Annotated in this window: 17 protein-coding genes; 10 read left to right on the plus strand and 7 right to left on the minus strand. The window is 69.3% G+C overall.

The window, feature by feature from the left end; translation table 11 throughout:
• Positions 1 to 40 precede the first annotated feature (40 nt).
• From cysD to VPH46_RS12685, 5 genes are all read left to right on the plus strand, one after another.
• Positions 41 to 976, plus strand: coding sequence for a sulfate adenylyltransferase subunit CysD (cysD, locus tag VPH46_RS12665; protein WP_416611728.1), 936 nt, complete (start codon positions 41 to 43; stop codon positions 974 to 976).
• Between the two features lie 124 nt (positions 977 to 1,100).
• A complete protein-coding gene (gene cysN / locus VPH46_RS12670) occupies positions 1,101 to 3,020 on the plus strand; it encodes a sulfate adenylyltransferase subunit CysN (RefSeq protein ID WP_416611730.1) in 1,920 nt (639 codons plus the stop codon).
• Complete coding sequence (locus VPH46_RS12675) at positions 3,017 to 3,766, plus strand: 3'(2'),5'-bisphosphate nucleotidase CysQ (RefSeq protein ID WP_416611732.1); 750 nt, start codon at positions 3,017 to 3,019, stop codon at positions 3,764 to 3,766. The genes cysN and VPH46_RS12675 overlap by 4 nt, the downstream gene beginning before the upstream one ends.
• An 18-nt stretch (positions 3,767 to 3,784) precedes the next feature.
• Positions 3,785 to 4,576: a sulfite exporter TauE/SafE family protein gene (locus VPH46_RS12680; protein WP_416611734.1), complete on the plus strand. Its 792-nt coding sequence runs from the start codon at positions 3,785 to 3,787 to the stop codon at positions 4,574 to 4,576.
• A 70-nt stretch (positions 4,577 to 4,646) separates the two neighbouring features.
• Positions 4,647 to 5,381: a cytochrome b gene (locus VPH46_RS12685; RefSeq protein ID WP_416611736.1), complete on the plus strand. Its 735-nt coding sequence runs from the start codon at positions 4,647 to 4,649 to the stop codon at positions 5,379 to 5,381.
• On the opposite strand, the gene VPH46_RS12690 is transcribed toward VPH46_RS12685, so the two are convergent.
• From VPH46_RS12690 to VPH46_RS12700, 3 genes are all read right to left on the minus strand, one after another.
• Positions 5,378 to 6,106: a metallophosphoesterase family protein gene (locus tag VPH46_RS12690; RefSeq protein ID WP_416611738.1), complete on the minus strand. Its 729-nt coding sequence runs from the start codon at positions 6,104 to 6,106 to the stop codon at positions 5,378 to 5,380. The two genes, VPH46_RS12685 and VPH46_RS12690, sit on opposite strands and share 4 nt — an antisense overlap.
• Positions 6,090 to 6,878, minus strand: a complete 789-nt coding sequence (locus tag VPH46_RS12695; RefSeq protein WP_416611740.1) for a hypothetical protein — start codon at positions 6,876 to 6,878, stop codon at positions 6,090 to 6,092. Before VPH46_RS12695 ends, VPH46_RS12690 begins: the two co-directional genes overlap by 17 nt.
• 1,418 nt (positions 6,879 to 8,296) lie before the next feature.
• On the minus strand, positions 8,297 to 9,586 hold the full coding sequence (locus VPH46_RS12700) for a GumC family protein (protein ID WP_164521167.1): 1,290 nt from the start codon (positions 9,584 to 9,586) through the stop codon (positions 8,297 to 8,299).
• Between the two features lie 281 nt (positions 9,587 to 9,867).
• Between VPH46_RS12700 and rplU the strand changes: the two genes are divergently transcribed.
• The 4 genes from rplU to VPH46_RS12720 all read left to right on the plus strand — a co-directional run bounded on the left by rplU (position 9,868) and on the right by VPH46_RS12720 (position 12,527).
• On the plus strand, positions 9,868 to 10,194 hold the full coding sequence (gene rplU / locus VPH46_RS12705; protein WP_125958982.1) for a 50S ribosomal protein L21: 327 nt from the start codon (positions 9,868 to 9,870) through the stop codon (positions 10,192 to 10,194).
• Positions 10,195 to 10,218: 24 nt separating this feature from the next.
• Positions 10,219 to 10,488, plus strand: coding sequence for a 50S ribosomal protein L27 (rpmA, locus tag VPH46_RS12710; protein ID WP_125958983.1), 270 nt, complete (start codon positions 10,219 to 10,221; stop codon positions 10,486 to 10,488).
• 175 nt (positions 10,489 to 10,663) lie between these two features.
• Complete coding sequence (locus VPH46_RS12715) at positions 10,664 to 11,224, plus strand: GNAT family N-acetyltransferase (RefSeq protein ID WP_416611743.1); 561 nt, start codon at positions 10,664 to 10,666, stop codon at positions 11,222 to 11,224.
• 79 nt (positions 11,225 to 11,303) lie between these two features.
• Entirely contained in the window at positions 11,304 to 12,527 is a 1,224-nt protein-coding gene (locus VPH46_RS12720; RefSeq protein ID WP_416611745.1) for a threonine synthase, read from the plus strand.
• A gap of 9 nt (positions 12,528 to 12,536) precedes the next feature.
• Here VPH46_RS12720 and VPH46_RS12725 read toward each other — a convergent pair whose 3' ends face one another.
• Genes VPH46_RS12725 through VPH46_RS12740 form a run of 4 tightly spaced genes read right to left on the minus strand, consistent with a single transcriptional unit; the run spans position 12,537 to position 15,479 of the window.
• Positions 12,537 to 13,091, minus strand: a complete 555-nt coding sequence (locus VPH46_RS12725) for a GNAT family N-acetyltransferase (RefSeq protein ID WP_416611747.1) — start codon at positions 13,089 to 13,091, stop codon at positions 12,537 to 12,539.
• Positions 13,088 to 13,879, minus strand: coding sequence for a LysR family transcriptional regulator (locus tag VPH46_RS12730; RefSeq protein ID WP_416611749.1), 792 nt, complete (start codon positions 13,877 to 13,879; stop codon positions 13,088 to 13,090). Before VPH46_RS12730 ends, VPH46_RS12725 begins: the two co-directional genes overlap by 4 nt.
• Positions 13,876 to 14,274: a Co2+/Mg2+ efflux protein ApaG gene (apaG, locus tag VPH46_RS12735; RefSeq protein WP_416611751.1), complete on the minus strand. Its 399-nt coding sequence runs from the start codon at positions 14,272 to 14,274 to the stop codon at positions 13,876 to 13,878. Before apaG ends, VPH46_RS12730 begins: the two co-directional genes overlap by 4 nt.
• The gene (locus VPH46_RS12740; RefSeq protein ID WP_416611753.1) at positions 14,271 to 15,479 is read right to left on the minus strand and encodes a trans-sulfuration enzyme family protein; all 1,209 of its coding nucleotides are present in this window, start codon (positions 15,477 to 15,479) and stop codon (positions 14,271 to 14,273) included. The genes apaG and VPH46_RS12740 overlap by 4 nt, the downstream gene beginning before the upstream one ends.
• A gap of 130 nt (positions 15,480 to 15,609) precedes the next feature.
• Between VPH46_RS12740 and VPH46_RS12745 the strand changes: the two genes are divergently transcribed.
• On the plus strand, positions 15,610 to 16,854 hold the full coding sequence (locus tag VPH46_RS12745; protein ID WP_416611755.1) for a phospholipid carrier-dependent glycosyltransferase: 1,245 nt from the start codon (positions 15,610 to 15,612) through the stop codon (positions 16,852 to 16,854).
• Positions 16,855 to 16,925: the final 71 nt, after the last annotated feature.

Consider the following 16,925-nt stretch of genomic DNA (forward strand, 5'->3'; position numbering starts at 1 on the left):
CGCCATTGTACGGCCCGGAACGTTCTGCCAACTCCGGGTCATGAACGCCTCTTCGTCCATCCGCCGGCCGTCCGGGTCCGGCCTCACGCACCTCCAGCGGCTCGAGGCAGAGAGCATCCACATCCTGCGCGAAGTGGTGGCGGAGGCAGAGCGGCCGGTGATGCTCTATTCGGTCGGCAAGGATTCGGCCGTCATGTTGCACCTCGCCAAGAAGGCGTTCTTCCCAGCGCCGCCGCCGTTCCCGCTGCTCCATGTCGACACCACCTGGAAATTCCGGGCGATGTACGACCTGCGTGACAAAGCCGCGGCGGATGCCGGCATGGAGTTGCTGGTCCACCACAATCCGGACGCGATGGCGCGCGGGATCAACCCGTTCGACCACGGCAGCCTGCACACGGATCTTTGGAAGACGGAAGGCCTGAAGCAGGCGCTCGACAAATACGGCTTCGACGCGGCGTTCGGCGGCGCCCGCCGGGACGAAGAGAAGAGCCGCGCCAAGGAGCGCGTGTTCAGCTTCCGCTCGGCAAGCCACCGCTGGGACCCCAAGGCGCAGCGGCCTGAACTCTGGCGCCTCTACAATGCGCGCAAGGCCAAGGGGGAGTCGATCCGCGTATTCCCGCTCTCCAACTGGACCGAGCTCGACATCTGGCAATACATCCTCGCCGAGGGGATCGAGATCGTGCCGCTCTACTTCGCCGCACCCCGGCCCACGGTGGAGCGCGACGGCATGCTGCTGATGGTGGACGACGAGCGCTTTCCGTTGCGGCCGGGCGAGACTCCGGTCGAACGCTCCATCCGTTTCCGCACGCTCGGCTGCTACCCGCTGACCGGCGCGGTGGAGAGCGAGGCGGCGACCCTGTCGGAAGTAATCCAGGAGATGCTGCTCACCACCACCTCCGAGCGCCAGGGCCGCGCCATTGACAAGGACGAAGGCGGCGCCGGCATGGAGAAGAAGAAGCAGGAGGGCTATTTCTGATGCGGGTCGCGTCCCTTCTCTCCTGCCACCCTGGACCTGTTTCCGGGTTCCTTCCTCCCCGCGCACCGACGCTGCCTGCGGCGCGGTGGATGCTGAAACACGTTCAGCATGACGAGGCCTGCTGATGTCCGTGCTCGACGATCCGATCTACAAGACCGACGCCCTCATCGCCGAGGACATCGACGCCTATCTGAAGGCGCACCAGAACAAGACGCTGCTGCGCTTCATCACCTGCGGGTCGGTGGACGACGGCAAGTCGACGCTCATCGGCCGCCTCCTCTATGATTCGAAGATGATCTTCGAGGATCAGCTGGCAGCGCTGGAGAACGACAGCCGGCGCATCGGCACCCAGGGGCAGAACATCGACTTCGCGCTGCTGGTCGACGGCCTCGCCGCCGAGCGCGAGCAGGGCATCACCATCGACGTCGCCTACCGCTTCTTCGCGACCGAGAAGCGCAAGTTCATCGTCGCCGACACCCCCGGCCATGAGCAGTATACCCGCAACATGGTCACCGGCGCGTCGACCGCCGACCTGGCGGTGATCCTGATCGACGGGCGCAAGGGCGTGCTCACCCAGACCCGCCGCCACAGCTATCTCGCGCACCTGATCGGGATCCGCCACATCGTGCTGGCGGTGAACAAGATGGACCTGGTCGGCTATGATGCGGACCGATTCGCGGAGATCGTCGCCGACTATCGCGCGTTTGCGCGCTCGATCGGGATCGAGGACTTCACCGCCATCCCCATCTCGGGCCTGGGCGGCGACAACATCGCCAGCCGCTCGGACCAGACACCCTGGTACCAGGGGCCGACGCTGATCGAGCATCTGGAGACGGTCGAGGTCGACCTTGCTGCCGACCGCCGCCGCCCGTTCCGCATGCCGGTGCAGTGGGTCAATCGCCCCAACCTCGACTTTCGCGGCTTTGCCGGCCTGATCGCCAGCGGCACCGTGAAACCGGGCGATGCGGTGCGCGTGCTTCCCTCCGGCCGCACCTCCACCATCGCCCGCATCGTCACCCTGGACGGCGACCTGGAGGAGGCCGGTGCCGGCCAATCCGTCACCCTCACGCTCGCCGACGAGATCGACTGCTCGCGTGGCGACGTGCTGGTCGCGGCCGACGCGCCCCCGCAGGTCGCCGACCAGTTCCAGGCGACGATCGTGTGGATGGATGCGGAGGATCTGCTCCCCGGCCGCGGCTATTGGATGAAGATCGGCACCCGCACCGTCAGCGCGACGGTGCAACCGCCCAAGCATGCCGTCGACGTGAACACGATGGCCGAGCTTTCGGTGAAGACGCTGGGCCTCAACGACATCGGCGTGGCCGAGGTCTATACCGACCGCGGCATCGCGTTCGAGCCCTACGCCGACAGCCGCGACCTCGGCGGCTTCATCCTGATCGACAAGCTCACCAACGCGACCGTCGCGGCCGGCATGCTGCAGTTCGCGCTCCGGCGCAGCCAGAACGTCCATTGGCAGGCGGTCGAGATCACTCGCGAGGCGCACGCCGCGCAGAAGCACCAGGCGCCCAAGGTGCTGTGGTTCACGGGCCTGTCCGGATCGGGCAAGTCGACCATCGCCAACCTGGTCGAAAAGCGGCTGCATGCGCTTGGCAAGCACAGCTTCCTGCTCGACGGCGACAACATCCGCCACGGGCTCAACAAGGACCTGGGCTTCACCGATGCCGATCGCGTCGAGAACGTGCGCCGCGTGGGCGAGGTCGCCAAGCTGATGGCCGACGCCGGCCTGATCGTGCTCACCGCCTTTATCTCGCCGTTCCGCGCCGAACGCGAGCTGGTGCGCAGCATGCTGCCCGAGGGCGAGTTCGTCGAGGTCTTCATCGATACTCCGCTGGAAGTGGCCGAGGCGCGCGACGTGAAGGGTCTCTACCGCAAGGCGCGCGCCGGCGAACTCAAGAACTTCACCGGCATCGACAGCCCCTATGAGCCGCCCGAGGCGCCGGATATCCACGTCGACACCACTCGGGAGACGCCGGAGGCTGCTGCCGAACGGATCGTGGCCCAGCTGCTCGGCACCACGGCGTGACGACGCTGGCGGAGGACGCCGCGCTCGCCCGCCGCATCGCCGAAAGTGCCGGCCGGGTCTTGATGGAAATCCGCGGCTCCGGCCTGTTCGCGGGCAAGGCGCTGGGCAAGGCGGGCGATTGCGTCGCCAACCGCTTCATCCTGGAGGCGCTGGCGCAGGCGCGCCCCGACGACGCGATCCTTTCCGAAGAGGAGCAGGATGACGCCACGCGGCTCTCGGCGGAGCGCGTGTGGATCGTTGATCCGCTCGACGGGACCCGGGAGTATAGCGAGGGGCGCAGCGACTGGGCGGTGCATGTGGCGCTGTCGGTCGGCGGCCGGGCCGCGGCAGGCGCCGTTGCGCTGCCGGCGCTCGGCGTGACGCTGGCGTCGGATACGCCGCCGGTCCTCCCACCGCCACACGGCGGCGCACCGCGCATGCTGGTGAGCCGCAGCCGTCCGGCCGAACAGGCGGTCGCGGTCGCGCAGGCGATCGGCGCCGAACTCATCGCGATGGGATCGGCCGGGGCGAAGGCGATGGCAGTGGTTCGCGGTGAGGCGGACATCTACCTCCACACCGGCGGCCAGTATGAATGGGACAATTGCGCGCCGGTCGCCGTCGCCGCCGCGGCCGGGCTGCACGTCAGCCGCATCGACGGCCAGCCGCTCGTCTACAATTGCGCCAACCCCTACCTCCCGGACCTGCTGATCTGTCGCCTGGAGGCCGCGCCCCGCCTGCTCGCGCTGGTCGCCGAGCTGTCGGCCTAGCCGCCGCAGCGGGGGGCCATGGACCTGTACAATGTGATCGCCGGCCTGGGTGTCGGGCTGCTCGTCGGCATGACAGGCGTGGGCGGCGGATCGCTGATGGCGCCGATCCTGATCCTGCTGCTGGGGGTGACGCCGATCACCGCGGTCGGGACCGACCTGTGGTTCGCCGCGATCACGAAGTCGGTCGGCGGCTTCATCCATCATCGCCACCGCGGCACCGACGGCGGCCCGGACTTCCAGGTCGTGCGCCGGCTGTGCCTCGGCAGCCTTCCTGCCGCCGGACTGACCCTATGGGTGCTCGCGCAGACCGACACCCATGCGATCAAGGGCGGGCTGATCCTGCATGCGCTGGGCGTGGTGCTGCTGCTGACGGCGGGGGCGACGCTGCTGCGCCCGCGGCTGCAACGGGCGGCGATCCGCTTCCGCGCCCGCTCGGCCGCCCGCTTCCACCACCTCCAGCCGCCGCTGACCGTGCTCGCAGGGGCGCTGCTGGGGGTGATGGTGACGCTCACCTCGGTAGGCGCAGGCGCGCTCGGCGCCGTCATCCTCTTCGGCCTCTATCCGCTGCGCCTCACCACGCGGAAGCTGGTGGCCACCGACATCGTCCACGCCGTGCCGCTGACGCTGGTCGCGGGGCTGGGTCACCTCTCGCTCGGAAACGTCGACGCGCCGCTGCTCGGCGGGCTGCTGCTGGGCTCGATCCCCGGCATCATCGCCGGCTCGCTGTTCGCCTCCCGCGCCTCCGACCGCGTCCTTCGCCCCACCCTGGCGCTGGTGCTGGTGATCACCGGGACGCGGTTGCTCGCCTGACCGCCTCCGCGTGCTTGACCCGGCCGCGGCCGAGGGACAGGTTGATGCAGGTTTGAAGGAGTGGGTCCGCATGGGGGTCGACACCTACGACGGGAGCGCGCGCCGAAGGCTGCGCTACGCCAATGTCGCGATCGCGCTGCATTGGGCGATCGCCGCGCTGATCCTCTACAATCTCACCTCCGGGCTGCTGCGCCCGGTGCTACCTCGCGGCTTCTTCGCCTTCCACGTCTCGTCCGGGATCTCCATCCTGGTGCTGACGCTGGTCCTGGTCGGCTGGCGGCTTACCAACCGCCCGCCGCCTTTCCTGCCCATGGTCCAGTGGGAGAAGCGGCTCGCCAAGGCTGTCCACCTCCTGCTCTACGCCGCCATGCTGCTGATGCCCTTCTCCGGCTGGGCGATGATCTCGGCCAATCCGCCGGCCGACTCGCCGGGTGCCGCCTGGGCTGCCGAGAACCCGCCCGGCGCGCCCCCCGCACCCACGCTCAAGCCCGACACGACCTCCCGCGGCGGTCCTGCGGGGGAAGGCAAGGGCGGCGGGCTGCCGCCGCGCAAGCGCGGCCCGACCGAAATCTGGGGCCTGTTCCCGCTGCCGATGATCGGCCCGGTCCAGGAACTCGGCCGCACGCCCGCAGGGGTGCCGGAACAGCGCGCCGTGCATGCGCGGATCGAGACCTTTCACGCCATCGGCGCCTGGATCCTGCTCGCGCTGCTGCTGCTCCACGTCGCTGGCGCCCTCAAGCACCAGTTCGTCGACCGCCAGCGCGAGCTCGCCCGCATGGGGCTGGGCCGGGCCGAGCCCCGCTAGACCTCGTACAGCACGTACGGCTTGCCGAACTGCTCGGTCAGCACGAACTGCGCGACGTTGTAGACGGGGACGCCGCGCCGGGTGCGCCCCTCATAGCTGCCGCGATGCGCATGGCCGTGCAGCACCAGCCGGACATTGTCGAAGCGGTCGACCGCGTCGGCGAGGCGGGACGAGCCGAGGAACGGCCAGATCTCCTTGGGCTCGCCTTCCACGGTCGCCGCCACCGGAGAGTAATGGAGCAGCGCCACCGCACGGTCCGTACGCAGCGTCCGCAGGGCATTCTCCAGCTTGCGCGCCTCGGCCAGTGACTCGTCGACGATGTCCTTGATCGCCTTTTCGCCGAACGCGCCCAGTTCGGCGCGATCGAAGCCGCCGACGAAGCCCTTCACGCCCGCGAAGCCGACCCCGGCGATCTCCACCGCCTGCTCGTCGAGCACCGTCACGCCCGCGCCCTGGAGGATGCGCACCACCTCTTCGGGCTGGCCGCATTCATAGTCATGATTGCCGAGCACGGCGACCACCGGGATCGTGCAGTGGCGCAGGTCCTCGGCCAGGTTCTCGGCCTCGCGCGTCCTGCCGAAGTTGGTGAGATCGCCCGTCAGCGCCAGCACGTCCGCCTTTTCGGAGATCTCCGCAAACAGGTCGCGGTAGCGGTTGGCGTCGGCGTCGTTGACGTGCAGGTCGCCGGTTGCCGCCAGGACGATGCGCTCAGGCTTTTCGCTCATGCTGCTCCTCAAGTCCCTTGCCGACCACGTCGGCGAAGCCCCAGTCACAAATGTCGACGAGATAGTCGCGCGGGCTCAGCAGGCGGCCGCGGCAAACCTTCACGTTCGCCGGCGGCAGGTCCGCCTGGAGCCGGGCGCGGTCGATCAGTTCGTCGAACAGCCAGCGCGGCACGCAGTCGCGCTCGGTCGGATAGATGAAGCGGAAGTTGAGCAGGTGGATCAGCAGCACTTCCCACTGCAGCTCCATGGTAGCCAGCAGCCGCTTCCAATCGATCTCGTCGTGCTTCTTCAGGATGACGTGCGCCACGTCCGCGCCGTCGTAGCGATAACGATCCTGGATGAAGAGCTTCGACAGGATGAACTCGGTCGGCGGCGTCACCGGCACGATGCTGCCGTAGATCTCCACCTCATAGGTGTCGCGGAACCAGTCCTCGGTGACGGGGATGCTGGCCGAGGACAGGTTGTAGATGACGTCGAAGAAATGCTCGCCCTGCCAGACCTTGCCGATCCAGCGGTCGTCCTCGACCTCGATCTCGTAGCCGTGCTGCTTGAACCAGGCGAGCAGCCGCGGCGCGTCCCCCGCCTTGCAGAACACGTCCATGTCCTTGGTCGGGCGGATGATGCCGGTGTGGCAGCTGAGCGCATAGGTGCCGGACAGCAGATAGGGCACGCCGGACTCGCCGAGCAGCCGGAGCGAGTCGGTGTAGAAGCCTTGCGAATTGGGCGGGGGATCGAACGCGGACGCATCCAGCACCGGGGGTGTGTCGGTCATGCGCACGCGGTTTCCTTCCCTGATCTGCCGGGGGGTGGCAGGACGGAAACAACGGGCTGCCGGGGCAAGCGTTCCGAATGGAGGCACATCCGGCAGGTCGTGCCCGGCCGGGCGAACGGCTCCGGCCGCGGCCATGCGACCGCGGAAAGTTAGTCGAAAGTTAGTCCAAGAACAGGCTCCGCGCACTTCCGGCGAAGCGCCCGCGCGGCAGCCGCGGCCCGCGGGAGAATCGGCAACGGGATGAGGGTCTTGGTCCAGCACCGCTTCCGCCTTTTTGGAGGACGGAGCCGGTGTACCGCGCCCCATGTCCGGTAGGAAAGACGCGGTCCGGGAAGACGGGTTGCGCCGTGCGGCGGGGCGCCGGGATTGGCGATTCACACCGGCTAGAATGGGCATGCTCGCGTGGGCGATGGCGGAGGAGCGCGCCGATGAGCAGCACGGAGCCCGGCAGAAGCGGCATGCTCTTTCCTGCGGCTGGATGCGCATCGCCCCTTTGCAGGAGCCGCGTCGCTCCAGACACACCCCAGATCAGCGCGGCCGCGGAACCCAAGCGGGCTGCGAAGATGCCGAACCTCGTCCGAACACCACGAGTCCCCCCTTGCAGAGATACTCCGGCTTCAATCCCGAACGCTTCTTCCAAGACAAACCGTGGGCTTCACGGCGTCGCGCACAGTCCCTGCCCGGCGGGCTGGCGGTTTCCTTGCTGCACGCACCCGCCAAACCGAGGAGCGCGCAAGATCATCGTGCGAGGTTCAGCGTTACCTCAACGGATATCTCGATCGAAGGAGACCAGGTCAGCTTGCTCGCTTTCGCGAACTGCTCCTGGATGAATCGAGGTTCGGCAAAACCACGTATTCCTTGCGTGATCCCGCTCAGCAGCAACGTGCTTGCAACGATCCAGCAAGCCACAAAAACCTTTATGCGCGTTCCCATTTCATCACACTCCGCCGCAGCAGTTCAAGACGAGCGGTCCCGGTGCAGTGCGCGCGAAAAGAAGGACTCGCATCCAGGGTCGCGCCGGTGCACCCGTTGCTTCTACCAGACGAATCCGTCCCTGATCCAACGAACAATGGCAAAGAGGCGCCCCAGCCGCGAAGGGCAGGATGAACGCCGGAAGCGCCGCCCTTCGGTCACACCGTATTCCTGTGCAGGCAGGAATCCAGGGCCATGCAGACCAACGACTTGCGGCGCTTGGAACCTGGGCTCCTGCCTTCGCAGGAGCACGTCAGGGGTTTCGCAGAGGTATCGCTTCTCGGAAGTACGGCACGCGCGGTCTGCAAAGACCTGGCCGGGGCGAAGGTAAAGACCGCGAGTAGTTTCGCGCGCGTTCCTCGGCCGCCCGACGTCCTGAACGGTTGGGATACACGGATCGGTGCGCAACGCGCCTTGAGGCGAGCACCCGACGTCGTGGGTTCCTCCTAGCCCAGGGCGATCACCGGGGCGCCGGTGGCGAGCTCGACGCCGTGGTCCGTGCGCACCCGCGGCTCCAGGAACTCGAGCCCCATGACCGAGGCGAGCCCGACGGCGATGCCCAGCACCGTTCCCAGCACCAGCATCAGCGGCAGGTTAGGCTTGTAGGGCAGGCGCGGCGGGTCGGCGCGATCGAGCAGGCTGGCATTGGCCTGGCTCGCCTGGCTGCGCACGAACTGCTGCCCGATCTCGCGACGCATCTGGTCGTAGATCTGCTGTGCCGCGTCGACGTCGCGCTGGAGGACGGTGAGCCGGTTCTGGTCGTCGGAGCCGGCGATCATCGCCTGCTCCCGGGCCGCGAGCCGGGCGCGGATGCTCGCCTCGCGCCGGCGCGACGCGGTGCTGGCGGCCTGAACCGATTCGGCCGCACTGCCGATCGCGGCGGAAAGCTGGCCCTGGAGCGCCGCCAGCTGTGCGGTGGCGGCCTGCATGTCGGGATGGCTCGGTCCCAGCGTGCGGGAGAGTTCGGCCACCCGCGCCGCCTGGGTGGCGACGCTGGTGCGCAGCTGCTGCACCGCCATGTCGGACGCCACCTCCGGCACGCTGCGCGAACCGGCGCGCGACTGCGCTTCGGCGGCGGCTCCCTCCGCCTGGGCGAGTTCGGCATTCAGGGTGCGGAGCGATTCCGCATCCAGATCGAACCGACCGGCTCCGACCAGCCCCCGCTCCCGCTGATAGCGCGCCAGCGCCTCCTGCGCGCGTTCGAGTCGCCCGCGCACGTCGCGGGTGCGGCGTTCCAGCCAGCTCGAATAGCCCTGGGCGGCGACCGCCCGCAGCTGCGGCACCTGCGCGAGGTAGGATTCGGCAAAGGCGTTGGCGATGCGCGCCGCCCGCTCCGGATCGCGATCCTCGGCATTGACGACCATCACGTTGCTGGCCTTGGCATTGGTGACGCTGACCTTCGCGCGCAGCGCCGCCGCCACCCGCTCCAGCCCGGCGCCGTCCGCCCCGGCACCCGCTGCGCCGCCGCCGAGCCGAACCGCCACGTCGTGCGCGACCCGGGCACTGCGAAGCACGTCCCCCTGGGTGGCGAGCAGGGCGTTGCTGCTTTGCGGCGCATCGCCGGCCATGCTTTCGGGATCGGACTGGGCGACGTTGAACAGCACCGATGCCGAGGCGCGGTAGAGTCGCGGCTGGGCGAGCGTCCAGCCGGCGACCAGCAGCAGCACCGCCGCCGCGACCAGCACCACCAGCCGCCATCGGACCAGCACCGCCGCCACCAGATCGCCCGCACCCATCCGCGCCCCCTTCTTCCGCTTCCCCGGCACGCTACGGCCCGGCCCGGCCCGCGGCCACGGGAAGCGACTCCATTCCCGAGTGATTCGCGCCCGAGTCGCGCAGGGCTTGTCTCCGCCCGCAGGCGGCGCTAACCGCCCCCTCCCGTCCGGCCTGCGCCCCTCCCGCACGGCCCCTTGCGGGCATTCAGCCTTGACACGACGGCCGGGCTCGCCTAGCTCGCCCTCTCTCCTGCGCCGGGCTTCCCTGCGCGGGCACATGCTTTTGGGAAGTGATGAGGGCCATGTTCGCAGTCGTGCGCACGGGCGGCAAGCAGTATCGCGTCGCCGCCGGAGACAAGATCGTCGTTGAGAAGCTGGACGGCGACGCCGGCAGCAACGTGACCCTGGGCGACGTTCTGCTCGCCGGCGAGGGCAGCGAGCTGAAGTCGGTCGAGGGCCTCACGGTCTCCGCCGAGATCGTCGCCCAGGCGAAGGGTGAGAAGGTGATCGTTTTCAAGAAGCGTCGCCGCCACAACTATCGCCGCAAGAACGGCCATCGCCAGCAGCACACCATCCTGAAGATCACCGCGATCGGCGACAGCCGCGCTGACGACAGCGCAGCCGCCTGAGCGCGAACACGAGGAGTTTGAACCATGGCACATAAGAAAGCAGGCGGTTCGTCGCGCAACGGTCGTGATTCGGCAGGCCGTCGTCTTGGCGTGAAGAAGTTCGGTGGCCAGGAAGTGGTCGCGGGCAACATTATCGTGCGCCAGCGCGGGACCAAGTTCTACCCGGGCACCAACGTCGGCATGGGCAAGGACCACACCCTGTTCGCGCTCGTCGACGGCCGCGTGTCGTTCCGCGAGGGCAAGCTTGGCCGTAAATTCTGCTCGGTCGACATGCCGGCGATTGCGGCTGAATAAATAGGGCAACCAACCGGGTTGCCCACCAGGGCGACCCGGGTCCCGCAGCCAGCGGGACCAGCCAACAAGGGAGACGGGTCCGCCCCGGCTCCCTTTTTTATTGCTCCCTCTGCCCGAAACGGTCGCGCCGCTGTCATCATGACGGCGTAGGCGCCCGCGCAAGAGGAGAGCGGACATGTTCGCCCGTACCGAACGCCTGACGCTGCGGCCCGGCTGGGTCGAGGATGCCCCTCAGCTCGCCCGCGCCGCGGGCCACGAAGCCGTCGCACGCAACACCAGCCGCATGCCCTGGCCCTATGCGCTGGGCGATGCCGAGGCATTCCTGCGCACGCCGCAGGCCCCGCGCACCCCGTCGCTGCTGGTGTTCGCGCACGAGGGCGACGGCATTCGCCTGGTGGGCGGCGCCGGCCTTCACCGGAGCGACGCGGGCGCGCACGAGCTCGGCTATTGGATCACGCCCGATGCCTGGGGCCGCGGCTATGCGACCGAGGCGGCGCGGGCGGTGCTCGCGATCGCCGACACGCTGCGCATCCCGGAGGTGTCGGCCTGCCACTTCGTGGACAACGCCGCCTCTGGCCGCGTGCTGCGCAAGCTGGGCTTCCGCCCGACCGGGGAGCAGGCCCTCGCCCCTTGCCGCGCGCGCGGGAGCGAGGTGCCGGCCGTGCACTATCGCCGCCAGCGTGCGGGTACTGCGGCGCTGCCCGACATTTCCGACGCACCGCCGCTCGCGGCCTGATCGACGAGGGGCGAGTCGTGTGCGGCGGCTCGCCCCCGGGCGCGTGACAGCGTGACGCCCCGCGGTCTAAGCAGGCGGTGTGAACGAGAATCTGCACAGCGACCGGCCGACCTTCGTCAGCCACCTCGAATGCTCGATGACGGGCGAGCGCTATGAAGCCGACCGGCTGCACGGCCTCTCCCGGGTGGGGCGGCCGCTGCTGGTCCGCTACGACCTGGATGCGCTCGGGCAGGCGGTGTCGCGCGACGCGATTGCGGCGCGGCCGACCGACCTGTGGCGCTGGCGCGAGCTGCTGCCGGTGCGGCGGACCGGGAGCATCGTGTCGCTGGGCGAGATCGAGACGCCGCTGGTGCCGATCCCGCGCTCCGGCGGCCGGGGCGCGATCGTCAAGGACGAGGGGCGGCTTCCCACCGGATCGTTCAAGGCGCGCGGGCTGGTGATGGCGGTGGCGATGGCGCGCGAGCTGGGCGTGACCCGCATCGCCATGCCGACCAACGGCAATGCGGGCGCGGCGCTCGCCGCCTATGCGGCGCGCTGCGGCATCGAGACGGTGGTGCTCTGCCCCGAGGAAACCCCGGAGGTGAACGTCCGCGAGATCGCGGCGCAAGGCGCCCGCGTCTGGCGGGTCAACGGCCAGATCGACGAGTGCGGCGCGATCGTTGCGCGCGGCGCCGCGGAGGGCCGCTGGTTCGACTTCTCGACCCTCAAGGAGCCGTACCGGATCGAGGGCAAGAAGACGATGGGGCTGGAGCTCGCCGCCCAGTTCGGCTGGGAGCTGCCCGACGCGATCTTCTACCCCACCGGCGGCGGGACCGGCCTGATCGGCATGTGGAAGGCGTTCGACGAGATGGAGCGGCTCGGCTGGATCGGATCGAAGCGGCCGCGCATGTACGCCGTCCAGGCATCCGGCTGCGCGCCGATCGTGCGCGCGTTCGAAGCGGGCGAGGAACATGCCGAGCGCTGGGAGGACGCCGCCACCGTCGCCGCCGGCATCCGCGTGCCACGCGCGGTGGGCGACTTCCTGATCCTGCGGGCGGTGCGCAAATCGGGCGGCCAGGCGCTGGCGGTCGGTGATCCCGCGATCCTGGCCGCGGTGGACGAAGCCGCGCGCAAGGACGGCCTGCTGCTCTGCCCCGAGGGCGGCGCGACGCTTGCCGCCTATCGTCAGGCGCTCGCCGACGGGCTGGTCGACCCGGAGGAGCGCACGGTGCTGTTCAACTGCGCGACGGGGCTGAAGTACCCGATGCCGCCGACCGACAACTGGTTGGACCGCAACGCCGAAATCGATTTGGCGGCGCTGTAGCCGGGCGGCTTAGCGCGGGCGGGCGCCCAGCCACTCGTCGCGCAGCAGGCCGTAGATCAGGCTGTCGCGGATGCCGATGTGAGTTTCCCACTCGGCGCGCAGGCGGCCCTCCAGCGTGAAGCCCAGGCGTTCCAGCAGGGCGCGCGAGGCCATGTTGTCGGGGTCGGTATCGGCGAACACCCGGCGCCGGCCCTCCGCGGCGAAGAGATGGTCGAGCACGGCCGACACCGCCTCGCGCGCCAGCCCCGAGCCCCGATGTTCGCGGGCGATCATGTAGCCGAGCTCGCACGCGCCGTTGCGCTTCTCGCCCACTGCGACGAAGCCGATCGCCGACCCGCCCTCGCGCGGCACGAACACGCAATTGCGCCAATCGGAAGAGGCTGCGTTGCGCTCCAAATGCGCGCGCGTCTCCGCCAGGCTCTCCATCGGCGGATGCGACCACCAGGTCATGCTGACGGGATCGGAAAGCGTGGGGTGCAGCGCCTCCGCATCGGCGGCTTCGAGCGGGCGCAGCTGCAGCCGCGCCGTCTCCAGCACCGGCAATGCCGCCGGCACCGGGTTCACGCGCCCAGCGCCTCGACCAATGCGCGGACCTTCTTCTGGCGCCATTGCGGCAGCGGGGCGACCAGCCAATAGCCCGCCCGCCCCACCTGGGCCTCCCCGAGCGCCACCACCCGGCCGGCGGCGAGATCGGCGCGCGCGAGCAGCTCCGGCACGGTCGCACGCCCCAGACCGGCGGCAGCCGCATCGATCGCGAGGCCGGCATCGGCGACCTGCACCAGCGCCTGCGCCTCGCCACCCGGGCAGCCCGGCCAGCCGATCACCGTGTCGGTGGCGGATCCGGGGGCGGCCACCGTCACCAGCCCCTCGGACTCCAGCGCCTCGCCCTCGTGCACGCCCGGCCCCTCGCCCCAGCGGATCGCGAGATCGAGGTTCGCCTCGGTGAACTCCACCGCGTCGTCGGCGGCGACCAGCACGAAGCGGAGCTCGCGGTCGACACGCGCAATCTCCGCGAGCTTGGGCATCAACCACTTTTGCGTGAGGTCGCGCGGTGCGGCGACGGTCAGCGACTTGGAAGACTGGCCCGCCTGCATGGCGCGCACCGCTTCCTCGAACTGGAGGAAGCCGTCGCGCAGCGCCGCCAGGCCAGCCTCGCCCTCCGGCGTCAGCTCCAGCCCCTTGGTGGTGCGGCGGAACAGCACCACGCCCAGCGTGTCCTCCAGCGCGCGGACCTGCTGGCCGACCGCCGCCGGCGTCACCGCCAGCTCGTCCGCCGCGCGGGTGAAGGACAGGTGGCGCGCGGCCGCGTCGAGCACGCGCAGGCCGTTCAGCGGCAGGTGCGTCCGCTTCACGCGCCCACCGCCGGTGCGGTCAGCGCAAACTTCGGAATGACCACGTCGAACGCGGCGCCTTCGGTGTCGAGCATATGATAGCTGCCCTGCATCGATCCGGTGGAAGTGGTGAGCGGGCAGCCCGACACATAGTCGTAGCTGGCGCCCGGCAGGATCAGCGGCTGCTCGCCAACGACGCCCTCGCCCTCGACGCTGTGCCGTTCGCCGCGACCGTCGGTGATGACCCAGTGGCGGGTCAGCAGCTGGACGGCGCGCTCGCCGTTATTCTCGATGCGGATGTGATAGGCCCAGAACCAGCGCGCCTGCGCCGGCTCCGACTGCTCCGCCAGATAGCTGACGGAGACGCGCACGGTGACCCCGCGCGTCTCTGCCACATAGGGGAAGAACGCCTTCACAGACCTGCCGCGGTGAGCGCCTGGTCGAGATCCTCGATCAGGTCCTGCGGGTCTTCCAGCCCGACGTTGAGGCGCAGCAGCCCCTCGCCGATGCCCATCTCGACGCGCTTGTCCTCGGCGACGCTCGCATGGGTGGTGGAAGCCGGGTGCGTCATCAGCGAACGCGAATCGCCGATGTTGTTGCTGATGTCGATGAGGGCCAGCGCATCGAGCAGCGCGTGCGCCTGGGTACGCCCGCCATCGACCTCGAACGAGAAGATCGGACCGGCCGCATCCATCTGCGCCATCGCCAGCGCATGCTGCGGATGGCTCGGCAGGCCCGGATGGTTGATGCGCGGCACGCGCGTCTCCAGGAAGCGGCCGACCGCGAGCGCATTCTCGCTCTGGCGGCGGATGCGCAGGTCCAGCGTCTCCAGGCCCTTGAGCACCACCCAGGCGTTGAACGCGGACAGCGTGGGGCCGGTGTTGCGGGTGAAGGGCAGCAGCACGTCGTTGATGAAGGCACTGCTGCCGGTCACCGCACCGGCGAGCACACGGCCCTGCCCGTCCATCATCTTGGTCGCGGAATAGGCGACGACGTCGGCGCCGAACTCCATCGGCCGCTGCAGCGCCGGCGTCGCGAACGCATTGTCGACGACCGAGACGATGCCGCGCTCGCGCGCGATGCCGCACACCGCCTTCAGGTCGACCACGTCCATGGTCGGGTTGGACGGCGTTTCGAAGAAGAACACCTTGGTGTTGGGCCGCGCGGCGTCGGCGAACTGCTGCGCGTCGCGGGCGTCGACCACGGTGGTCTCGATGCCGAACTTGGGGAGCAGCGTGTCGGTCAGCCAGCGGCACGACCCGAACAGCGCGCGGCCGGCGACGACATGGTCGCCCTGCTGCAGCTGGCAGAGCAGCGCTGCGGTCATCGCCGCCATGCCCGACGCCATCGTCCGGCACGCCTCGGCACCTTCCAGCAGCGCGATCCGCTCCTCGAGCATCTCCACGGTCGGGTTCTGGAGGCGGGAGTAGGTCATCCCCTGCTGCTCGCCGGCAAAGCGCGCGGCGGCGTCGCCCGCCTTGTCGTAGCAATAGCCCGAGGTCAGGAACAACGCCTCGGAGGTTTCGCCGAACTCGCTGCGGGCGGTGCCGCCACGCACGGCCTGCGTCGCCGGGCGCCAGTTGCGGGTGATCGTGCGGTCTTGTCCGGTGGTGCGCTTCATGGCGCTCGCTTTGCTCCCTTGAGGCCAGCCGTGCAAGCACTTGGGGCAGGCCCGATGCTCCGCCCCGGCGGTACGGCGCCTACGCTGCGCGCCCTATCCCCGGCGGCGCTTCCGACCTATCAGCACGGCCATGCTCTCCCGCCTGCGCGATCGCCCGTGGACCCTGGCCCTGCTGATCGGCGCGGCCGCGCAGCTGCTGTTCTGCTATCGACTGGGTGCCCCGTCGGTGCTGACCTTCGACGAGGTCCATTATGTCCCGGCCGCACGAACCCTGTGGGCGCTCGCGGAGCCGGCCAATACCGAACATCCGCTGGTCGCAAAGGAGCTGATTGGTCTCGGCATCCATCTGTTCGGGGACAATCCGATCGGGTGGCGGGCGCTGTCGACGCTCGCGGGCACGGCCACGGTGCTGGGCGTGTTCGCCATCCTGTGGCTGCTGTTCGGCCGCGCCCGCATCGCGGTGCTGGGTGCCGTGTTCGTGCTGCTCAACCAGACCGTCTATATCCAGGCGCGGATCGCGATGCTGGAGGGGTTCCTCGGCGCGTTCGTCACCTGCGCGATCGCGGCGCTGCTGTGGGCCATGCGTGGCCCCCGCGGACGCGTGTGGCCGCGGCTGCTGCTGTCGGCGGTGCTGTTCGGCCTGTCGGTCGGCACCAAATGGGTGGCGGCGCCCTATGTCGCGTTTGCCTGCCTGCTGATCCTCTGGACCAAGTGGCGCGACCGCGACCGCTATTTCCCCGGCGTCAACGGGTTCGCCGCCGTGCTGGTGCTGGGGCTGGTGAGCATCGCTACCTATTTCCTCACCTTCCTGCCCGCGTTCTTCTACCGGCTCGATCCGATGACGCTGGGCGAGCTGATCCCGTTCCAGCACTATATGTACGAGCGCCAGACGCAGCTGCTGCCGCCGCATCCCTACCAGTCGGACTGGTGGAGCTGGCCGCTGCTGATCCGCCCGATCTGGTATTTCTACGAGCCCGACGGGGGCGTGCAGCGCGGCGTGCTGCTGATCGGCAATCCGGTGATCTGGTACGGGGGCCTGGTCGCGGTGGCGGCCTGCCTGTGGGCCGGGCTGCGGCGGCGCTCGGCCGCGATCGGCGGCGCGGGGCTGCTGTGGGTGGCCTCGCTGGCGCTCTGGGCGGCGATCCCCAAGTCGCTCGGCTTCTTCTATTATTATCACCTGTCGGGGATCTTCCTGTGCGTGGCGATCGCCGCGGCCTTTCACGCCTTTCCGCAGAGCCGACGCCGCTACCTGGACGAGATCTTCCTGTTCGCGGCGCTGTTCGCCTTCTTCCACTTCTGGCCGATCCTGAGCGCCGCACCGCTGGACGGGCCGGGCGCGTTCAACCGGTGGATGTGGTTCGACAGCTGGCGGTGAAGCGACGTTCAGCGCAGGCGTTGCGCCCTTTCGCCTTATCCGTTCGCCTCGAGTAGCCATCGAGCTTGTCG

It is taken from the genome of Sphingomonas sp. MJ1 (PH-R8), from assembly GCF_048058635.1.
GTDB lineage: Bacteria > Pseudomonadota > Alphaproteobacteria > Sphingomonadales > Sphingomonadaceae > Sphingomonas.

Coding starts and splice junctions, on each gene's coding strand:
- VPH46_RS12740 (WP_416611753.1), bottom strand. CDS start 15,479: ATGAAGCGCACCACCGGACAAGACCGCACGATCACCCGCAACTGGCGC.
- cysD (WP_416611728.1), top strand. CDS start 41: ATGAACGCCTCTTCGTCCATCCGCCGGCCGTCCGGGTCCGGCCTCACG.
- VPH46_RS12690 (WP_416611738.1), bottom strand. CDS start 6,106: ATGAGCGAAAAGCCTGAGCGCATCGTCCTGGCGGCAACCGGCGACCTG.
- VPH46_RS12685 (WP_416611736.1), top strand. CDS start 4,647: ATGGGGGTCGACACCTACGACGGGAGCGCGCGCCGAAGGCTGCGCTAC.
- cysN (WP_416611730.1), top strand. CDS start 1,101: ATGTCCGTGCTCGACGATCCGATCTACAAGACCGACGCCCTCATCGCC.
- VPH46_RS12745 (WP_416611755.1), top strand. CDS start 15,610: ATGCTCTCCCGCCTGCGCGATCGCCCGTGGACCCTGGCCCTGCTGATC.
- VPH46_RS12715 (WP_416611743.1), top strand. CDS start 10,664: ATGTTCGCCCGTACCGAACGCCTGACGCTGCGGCCCGGCTGGGTCGAG.
- rpmA (WP_125958983.1), top strand. CDS start 10,219: ATGGCACATAAGAAAGCAGGCGGTTCGTCGCGCAACGGTCGTGATTCG.
- VPH46_RS12680 (WP_416611734.1), top strand. CDS start 3,785: ATGGACCTGTACAATGTGATCGCCGGCCTGGGTGTCGGGCTGCTCGTC.
- VPH46_RS12695 (WP_416611740.1), bottom strand. CDS start 6,878: ATGACCGACACACCCCCGGTGCTGGATGCGTCCGCGTTCGATCCCCCG.
- rplU (WP_125958982.1), top strand. CDS start 9,868: ATGTTCGCAGTCGTGCGCACGGGCGGCAAGCAGTATCGCGTCGCCGCC.
- VPH46_RS12700 (WP_164521167.1), bottom strand. CDS start 9,586: ATGGGTGCGGGCGATCTGGTGGCGGCGGTGCTGGTCCGATGGCGGCTG.